General features: G+C 37.8%; 5 protein-coding genes and 2 rRNA genes (1 of these 7 only partly in view). All 7 read left to right on the top strand.

The annotated features are described in order from the left end of the window. A 23S ribosomal RNA gene (locus ABJQ32_10930) occupies positions 1–1950 on the top strand (it extends 914 nt beyond the left edge of the window). Positions 1951–2043: 93 nt separating this feature from the next. Beyond that, positions 2044–2155 (top strand): 5S ribosomal RNA (rrf, locus tag ABJQ32_10925). Between the two features lie 145 nt (positions 2156–2300). Next, the gene (locus tag ABJQ32_10920; protein MEP5290156.1) at positions 2301–4163 is read left to right on the top strand and encodes a BatA domain-containing protein; all 1863 of its coding nucleotides are present in this window, start codon (positions 2301–2303) and stop codon (positions 4161–4163) included. Next, complete coding sequence (locus ABJQ32_10915; protein MEP5290155.1) at positions 4160–5410, top strand: dihydroorotase; 1251 nt, start codon at positions 4160–4162, stop codon at positions 5408–5410. Before ABJQ32_10920 ends, ABJQ32_10915 begins: the two co-directional genes overlap by 4 nt. A gap of 6 nt (positions 5411–5416) precedes the next feature. Beyond that, the gene (locus tag ABJQ32_10910; protein MEP5290154.1) at positions 5417–5926 is read left to right on the top strand and encodes a DUF4199 domain-containing protein; all 510 of its coding nucleotides are present in this window, start codon (positions 5417–5419) and stop codon (positions 5924–5926) included. Between the two features lie 3 nt (positions 5927–5929). After that, positions 5930–6454: a DUF4199 domain-containing protein gene (locus ABJQ32_10905; protein MEP5290153.1), complete on the top strand. Its 525-nt coding sequence runs from the start codon at positions 5930–5932 to the stop codon at positions 6452–6454. Next, positions 6444–7409 carry a glycosyltransferase family 2 protein gene (locus tag ABJQ32_10900; GenBank protein MEP5290152.1) on the top strand — a complete coding sequence of 322 codons (966 nt, stop codon included), beginning with the start codon at positions 6444–6446 and terminating at the stop codon, positions 7407–7409. Before ABJQ32_10905 ends, ABJQ32_10900 begins: the two co-directional genes overlap by 11 nt. Positions 7410–7419 lie beyond the last annotated feature (10 nt).

The raw sequence follows: 7419 nt of genomic DNA, 5'->3' as shown, positions 1-7419 counted from the left end.
ATCCTACCAAATCCAGACGAACTCCGAATGCTGATAAATATATTCCGCAGTGAGGGCTTGGGTGCTAAGGTCCAAGTCCGAGAGGGAAAGAACCCAGACCTACAGCTAAGGTCCCTAAATTTGTACTAAGTTGAACTAAGGAGGTTCAGCTGCTTAGACAGCCAGGATGTTGGCTTGGAAGCAGCCATTCATTTAAAGAGTGCGTAACAGCTCACTGGTCGAGCGGCAGAGCATCGATAATAATCGGGCATCAAGTACAATACCGAAGCTTAGGATCATTTATGATGGTAGGGGAGCATTCTCTAAACAATGAAGGTGTGACGTGAGTCATGCTGGAGACTAGAGAAGAGCAAATGTAGGCATAAGTAACGATAAGGCAGGCGAGAAACCTGCCCACCGATAGACTAAGGATTCCCCGGCAATGCTAATCAGCCGGGGGTTAGTCGGGACCTAAGGCAAACCCGAAAGGGGTAGTCGATGGACAACTGGTTAATATTCCAGTACCACCTTTATTTTCGATGGGGTGACGGAGTAGTGAAAGTACCGCGTACTGACGGAATAGTACGTTGAAGGGTGTAGGTATAAGAACTGTAGGTAAATCCGCAGATCTTGCTGAACCTGATAGTACCACAAATCTTCGGATGCGTGGATAGTGTACCTAAGCAGACTTCCAAGAAAAACCTCTAAGGTTAGGATAAAGGTGCCCGTACCGTAAACCGACACAGGTAGTCAAGGAGAGAATCCTGAGGTGCTCGAGTGATTCATGGTTAAGGAACTAGGCAAAATAGCCCTGTAACTTCGGGAGAAGGGGCTCCTACTTCGGTAGGACGCAGTGAAAAGACCCAGGCGACTGTTTATCAAAAACACATGGCTGTGCGAACTTGAAAGAGGATGTATACGGCCTGACACCTGCCCGGTGCTGGAAGGTTAAGGGGGGATGTTATCTTCGGAGAAGCATTGAACTGAAGCCCCAGTAAACGGCGGCCGTAACTATAACGGTCCTAAGGTAGCGAAATTCCTTGTCGGGTAAGTTCCGACCTGCACGAATGGTGCAACGATCTGGGTACTGTCTCAACCATGAGCTCGGTGAAATTGTAGTTCCGGTGAAGATGCCGGATACCCGCAACGGGACGGAAAGACCCCGTGAACCTTTACTATAGCTTCACATTGGTATTGGGTAAATGATGTGTAGGATAGCTGGGAGACTCTGAAGCTGTGTCGTCAGGCATGGTGGAGTCATTGGTGAAATACCAGCCTTTATTTATCTGATGCCTAACCCCGAAAGGGAGACAGTGTGTGGTGGGTAGTTTGACTGGGGTGGTCGCCTCCAAAAGAGTAACGGAGGCTTTCAAAGGTACCCTCAGCACGCTTGGTAACCGTGCGCAGAGTGCAATAGCATAAGGGTGCTTGACTGTGAGGCCTACAAGCCGAGCAGGTAGGAAACTAGGATATAGTGATCCGGCGGTTCTGTATGGAAGGGCCGTCGCTCAAAGGATAAAAGGTACTCCGGGGATAACAGGCTGATCTCCCCCAAGAGCTCATATCGACGGGGAGGTTTGGCACCTCGATGTCGGCTCGTCACATCCTGGGGCTGGAGAAGGTCCCAAGGGTTGGGCTGTTCGCCCATTAAAGTGGCACGCGAGCTGGGTTCAGAACGTCGTGAGACAGTTCGGTCCCTATCTGTTGTGGGCGTAAGAAATTTGAGTAGATCTGACTTTAGTACGAGAGGACCGAGTTGGACTAACCGCTGGTGTACCAGTTGTTCCGCCAGGAGCACTGCTGGGTAGCTACGTTGGGAAGGGATAAGCACTGAAAGCATCTAAGTGCGAAACCCACTACAAGATGAGATTTCTTTTAAGAGATGTTCTAGATTAGGACGTAGATAGGCTGCAGGTGTAAAGGCAGTAATGTCAAAGCTGAGCAGTACTAATTACTCGTAAACTTTTTTGAAGCGTTTCGATAAACTCGCGTTTTTCATGTGAATCTTTCATTTTTAATGTCAAGACATTAAGTCCTGTCCATTAAATGGATATAGGCAAATTTTATGGTGATTATAGCGACGGGGTCCACCTCTTCCCATTCCGAACAGAGAAGTTAAGCCCGTCAGCGCTGATGGTACTGCCGTAACAGGTGGGAGAGTAAGTCGTTGCCAGTTTTTATTATCAAGGGATATTGTGAAAACAATATCCCTTTTTTTGTTTCAAAGCATGGACTTTCATTGAGCCTGTGCCTAATGTTTTGCATAACTTGCTATTCAGATGTTCGTATAGATATCAATCTTAATTGTTTAAGCTTAGTTTATGTGGTGGTATTTCCTTCCTTTTTTGATTATCCCTATTGTTGTTCATCTTTTCGATTTTAGGAAGGCAAAAAAGATATACTTTTCATCGATAAAGTACATTACCAACTTATCTTCCAAAACGAAATCAAATTATCGGTTAAAGTACTTGTTAATTTTAACTACGAGAACCCTGATTGTCCTATCGGTAATTGTTTTTATTCTTTCATTTGCTGAAACTAAGACCATTCCGAATTCTGTTTCTGTTTATTTTGATAATTCAGGAAGTTCTTTGGTCAATGATCAAGGTTTGATTGTAGAACAATTTATGCGAAATTCTTTCGATCGAGGCGTGAAATCAATATCATATTTTGATAATAAACAGAAAAAAAACTTAGATAAGTCGCTATTCGAAGAGGTTGATTTTGATATTGTCAATAACACAAATTCTATTTTAAGTGAAATCGAAAATTCTTTTACTGAGAATCTAGCTGAATATAATTATATATTCAGCGATTTCCAGGCTTCAAATCCAGAAAGCGTAGATTATACATTTTTTGATTCAAGTAAGGTCTACAATATAGTCCTTACACAAGATCTAAACCGGATGAGAAATATAAATGTTGATACGCTGTCTATTCAACCAAGCCAAAAAGATATCTCTCAACAAATTATTACTGTCAGTTTTGAAGTGTGGAATGCTGAAGAGGGGAATGTTATTATAAAGTTGATGCAGGGTGACCGTCAATTTAGTTCGGTGGTTAAAGAAATTTCTGAATTGGATGAGATTCAATTCGATCTTCCTAAAACATCAACAGGTAGCTATGAAATAGTTATTGATGGTGATGAAGTAATCTATGATAATATTTTTCATTTTGTAATCCCAAAGCAAGAGGTTCCTAGAGTGAGTATTATCAACACTAATGATTCAAAAGCGTTGAATTTGATTTTTGATAAGAAAGACTTGTTTGATTTGAATATGCAATCCATTAACTCCCTGGATTACAACAAAGTAAAGATGAATGATCTGATTATTTTAAATAGTATCTCATTTATCCCAACAAGTTTATTGGATCAGTTTCGTAATACTTTTTTTGTTGTTTTTCCTCCTGATTCTATTGTTATAGATAGCTACGATAAATTTCTAGGACTCCATATAATAAAAGCAGGAACTAATCAACTGACTGAAATTGACATTGACTATTCGCATCCTCTCCTTCAAGGAGTTTTTACTCGTAATTCAAAAGAAGTTTCTTTACCAAAGGAATATGTTTTTTTTGATTTTGAAGGTGATTTTGAAGTAATAATAAAATACAGAGATGGTCGACCTTTTCTTTTACGGTCTGGTTTAATCTATTTCTTTAACTTCATCCTAGAAGGTAACGAGACAAAATTTGAAAGCCATTCGCTTTTTCTTCCTATTATGTATCAAATTGCTTTTTCCTCGACAAAGGAAGTAGAGCCTTCTTATTTTTATCCGAACGATTTGATTACGATATCAGAGTCCGTTTCAGACATACCAGTTAGAATTAAAAGTAATGCTTATGAAGTTATTCCATCTTTCAATTCATATGGAGATCGAATGGTATTAGAAATACCGGATGATATTAGTGCAGGTAAATATTATCTCCTTCAAGGAAATGACACATTAAAAGAAGTTGCGATAAATATTTCTAGAACTGAATCAATTATGAGGTCTGCTAAAATTGAGACATGGAGAAAGGTATTTTCGGAATACGAGAATATAAGCGTGTTAAAGTCTGACGATAATTTTAATGATTTAGTATCTAAAATGTCTTCTAAGCACGACATATGGAAATATGCATTAATTTTGATGATATTGTTTATCCTAATAGAAACAGGATTGCACAGATACCTCAAATGAGTTTACTACTTAAGAATGTACTCGTCGTAGATTGTAATTCCCAATCTCATTTAAAACAGGTCAATTTATTAATCGAAAAGGGTAAGATTTCCTCCTTAACCGGTAAATCTGCAAAAAAAGAAATTGATCTTACAGGAAAAATAGTTACCTGCGGTTGGTTTGATTTAAATGCCAATTTTAACGACCCTGGATTTGAGTATCGAGAGGATATCGATTCTGGCTCAAAGCTGGCTCAAGCAGGTGGATTTACTGATGTTTGTTTAATGCCAGGAACAATGCCTCCTATAACCTCCAAGAGTGATGTTGGTTATATAATAAAAAAATCTAATCAATCTGTTGACTTACATGTTACTGCAGCGCTTAGTGAGGATATGAAAGGAGAGAATCTTAACGAAATTTTGGATTTAATTGATGCTGGTGCTTGTTCTTTTTCTGAAGGGGATATGCCAATTTGGAATTCTGAACTACTTCTAAAAGCTCTTCAATATACAAGTAGTATTGATGTGCCAATTTTTCAAAATTCTCGTGATTTGAATATTTCGAGTAATACGCACATGCATGAAGGAAGAGTAAGTACAAATCTTGGTCTTCGTGGCGAGCCACCTCTTTCTGAAGAGCTTATTGTGCAAAGGGATATTGAAATATTAAAGTATAGTGGAGGTCGTCTTCACTTCTCTAAAATAACTTCTGGCAAAAGCCTAGAACTTATTAAAAGAGGAAAAAAGGAAGGTTTATCGATCACTTGCGACATAGGCTTGCATCACTTGATTTTCGAAGATAATTCTATTGAATCTTTTGACACTAATATGAAAAGTTTACCTCCTTACAGGAATAGTGTCCATAGGAAAGCACTTCTTAAGGGATTGAAAGATGGAACAATAGATGCAATTTGTTCAAACCATCGTCCATTAGAACAGGAAGTGAAGCAATTGGAGTTTGACCTTGCTGAACCTGGAAATATATCCATTCAAACTTTTTTTCCTTCTTTGCTAAAATTAGCGGAAGATATTCCTCTCGAAATACTAATTGACAAGATTGTGAATGGCCCGCGAAAAGTATTACGATTAGATCCAGTCAAAATTGCTGAAGGAGAAGAAGCTAAATTAACTATTTGTGATGAAGACCTGAACTGGTTTTTTGATGAGAAAACTAATTTGTCTAAATCTAAAAATTCCCCTTTCTGGAATATGCAATTACGGGGAAAAGTGGTTGGTACTGTTAATAGGGAATTTTTGACTCTCAATTAAATTATTTTGATAAAATCAGCAATTAAATATTCTGTATTGTGTGGAATATTCCTCATTGGTATTTTTTTTGTTTCAATCAATTTTGGAAGTAATCCCTTGCTAGATAGCCGCCATTTTTGGTTTGATCTTGGAGTCTATTTTTTGTTTATTTTTTTTGCGGGTAAAGAATTTAAAGATTTCAGGAATGATGGATTTCTTCATTTTTGGCAGGGGATAAGCATCGGGTTTATTGTTTTTATCCCTGCTATTTTACTTTTTGAAGCCACTTTCTATATTATTACTCAAACAGATTCGAGTATATTAGAAGCTTATAAGAATGGGGCTACCATGCTTCTCAAGAAAAACGAGGAATTCTATCTTATTGAATTGGGAGAAAAAACGTTAAATGAGCGGTATAGATCAATTTCAAATATGAGTTCCGCTCAGCTTGTTCAAATGACCTTTCGGAATAAACTCTTCTCTGCTTTTTTGATTACGCCTGTAGTTGCCATAATTTTAAGAAAAAAACCTAAATAACTTATGAACAATCACGCAATCAAGTCTGGGTTAATTGTCGGTGTAATAAGCATCGTACTCAACCTTTTAATTTACATTGTTAATCCTGCTTTCTTAGTGTCAATGTGGATGATCTTGTTTTTTCTAATCTTTATTGCTTTAGTTTCCTACTTCGGAATACAGCATCGAAAAGAAATTGGAGGTTTTATGGCTTTCGGGAAAGCATGGGTATACTCTATGCAATTATTGGTAGTTGCAGGTATTATTGGAACAGTTTTCAATATTTTATTGTACAACGTTATTGATCCTGAATTGCCTACTATGTTGGCTGATCAATCTGTTGAAAATGCGGAAGCTATGATGCAAAACTTTGGTATGCCTGAAGATCAAATGGAAGAGGCTCTTGAAAAGTCTCGTAATGATACTTTAGATAGGTTTACTGTTACAGGATCAATCGTTGGGTTTCTTTGGGGTCTGATTGTTTATGCTATACTGGCTTTAATCACTGGTGCAATCATCAAAAAGAAAGAACCTGAATTTGAAGGATAAAAAATTATCACTAGTTATACCTGTTTATAACGAAGAAGAATCCATTCCAGAACTTTTGGAGTGGATTTTTCGCGTTGTAGACTCTCATTCTATATCTACTGAAATTTTATTTATTGATGATGGTAGTACAGATAGGTCCTGGAAGACTATTCTTAAAGCCTCAAAAGAAGACCAAAGAGTAATTGGTTTGAAATTTAATCGCAATTATGGTAAATCAGCTGCTTTGCAGACGGGCTTTGATCATGCTTCAGGTGAAGTAGTGATTACGATGGATGCTGATATGCAAGATAGTCCAGATGAAATTCCGGAGCTTGTAAAGATGATTGTAGAGCAAAAGTTAGATATTGTTTCTGGCTGGAAAAGGAAAAGACACGATCCTATAGGTAAAACTCTTCCTTCTAAGTTTTTTAATTGGGTAACTAGAAAAGTGTCTGGTATTAGACTCCACGATTTTAATTGTGGATTGAAGGCTTATAGAAAGGATGTCACTAAGAATATACATGTATATGGAGAAATGCATAGATACATTCCACTGATTGCTAAATGGAATGGATATGCTAACATAGGGGAGAAAGTAGTTGAACATCGGGCTAGAAAATACGGTACTTCTAAGTATGGAATGAAGCGTTTTGTTACTGGATTTCTTGATTTATTATCCGTGACCTTTGTGTCGAGGTTTAAAAAGAATCCAATGCATTTTTTTGGTGTTTTTGGTAGTTTATCGTTTATAAGTGGTTTTTTCATTGCTGTTTGGATAATTGGGGAGAAACTTTTCAGGCAATTTCATCATATGCCACTCAGGGATGTAGTAAATCAACCGCTGTTTTTCCTAGCTTTAGTAGCACTGATTATTGGAATGCAGCTTTTTTTAGCGGGATTTCTTGCAGAAATGCTTATTCAAGTCAATCAAAGAAAAGGTGATTATCTGATTTCTGAGCGAACTGACGATATCTAGATTCTAGTTA

Origin of the sequence: Marinobacter alexandrii (genome assembly GCA_039984955.1) — a bacterium.
In the GTDB taxonomy this organism is placed as follows: Bacteria; Bacteroidota; Bacteroidia; order Cytophagales; family Cyclobacteriaceae; genus Ekhidna.
The sequence above is the reverse complement of the archived record's forward strand: the minus strand, read 5'-3'. Positions and strand labels throughout refer to the sequence as shown.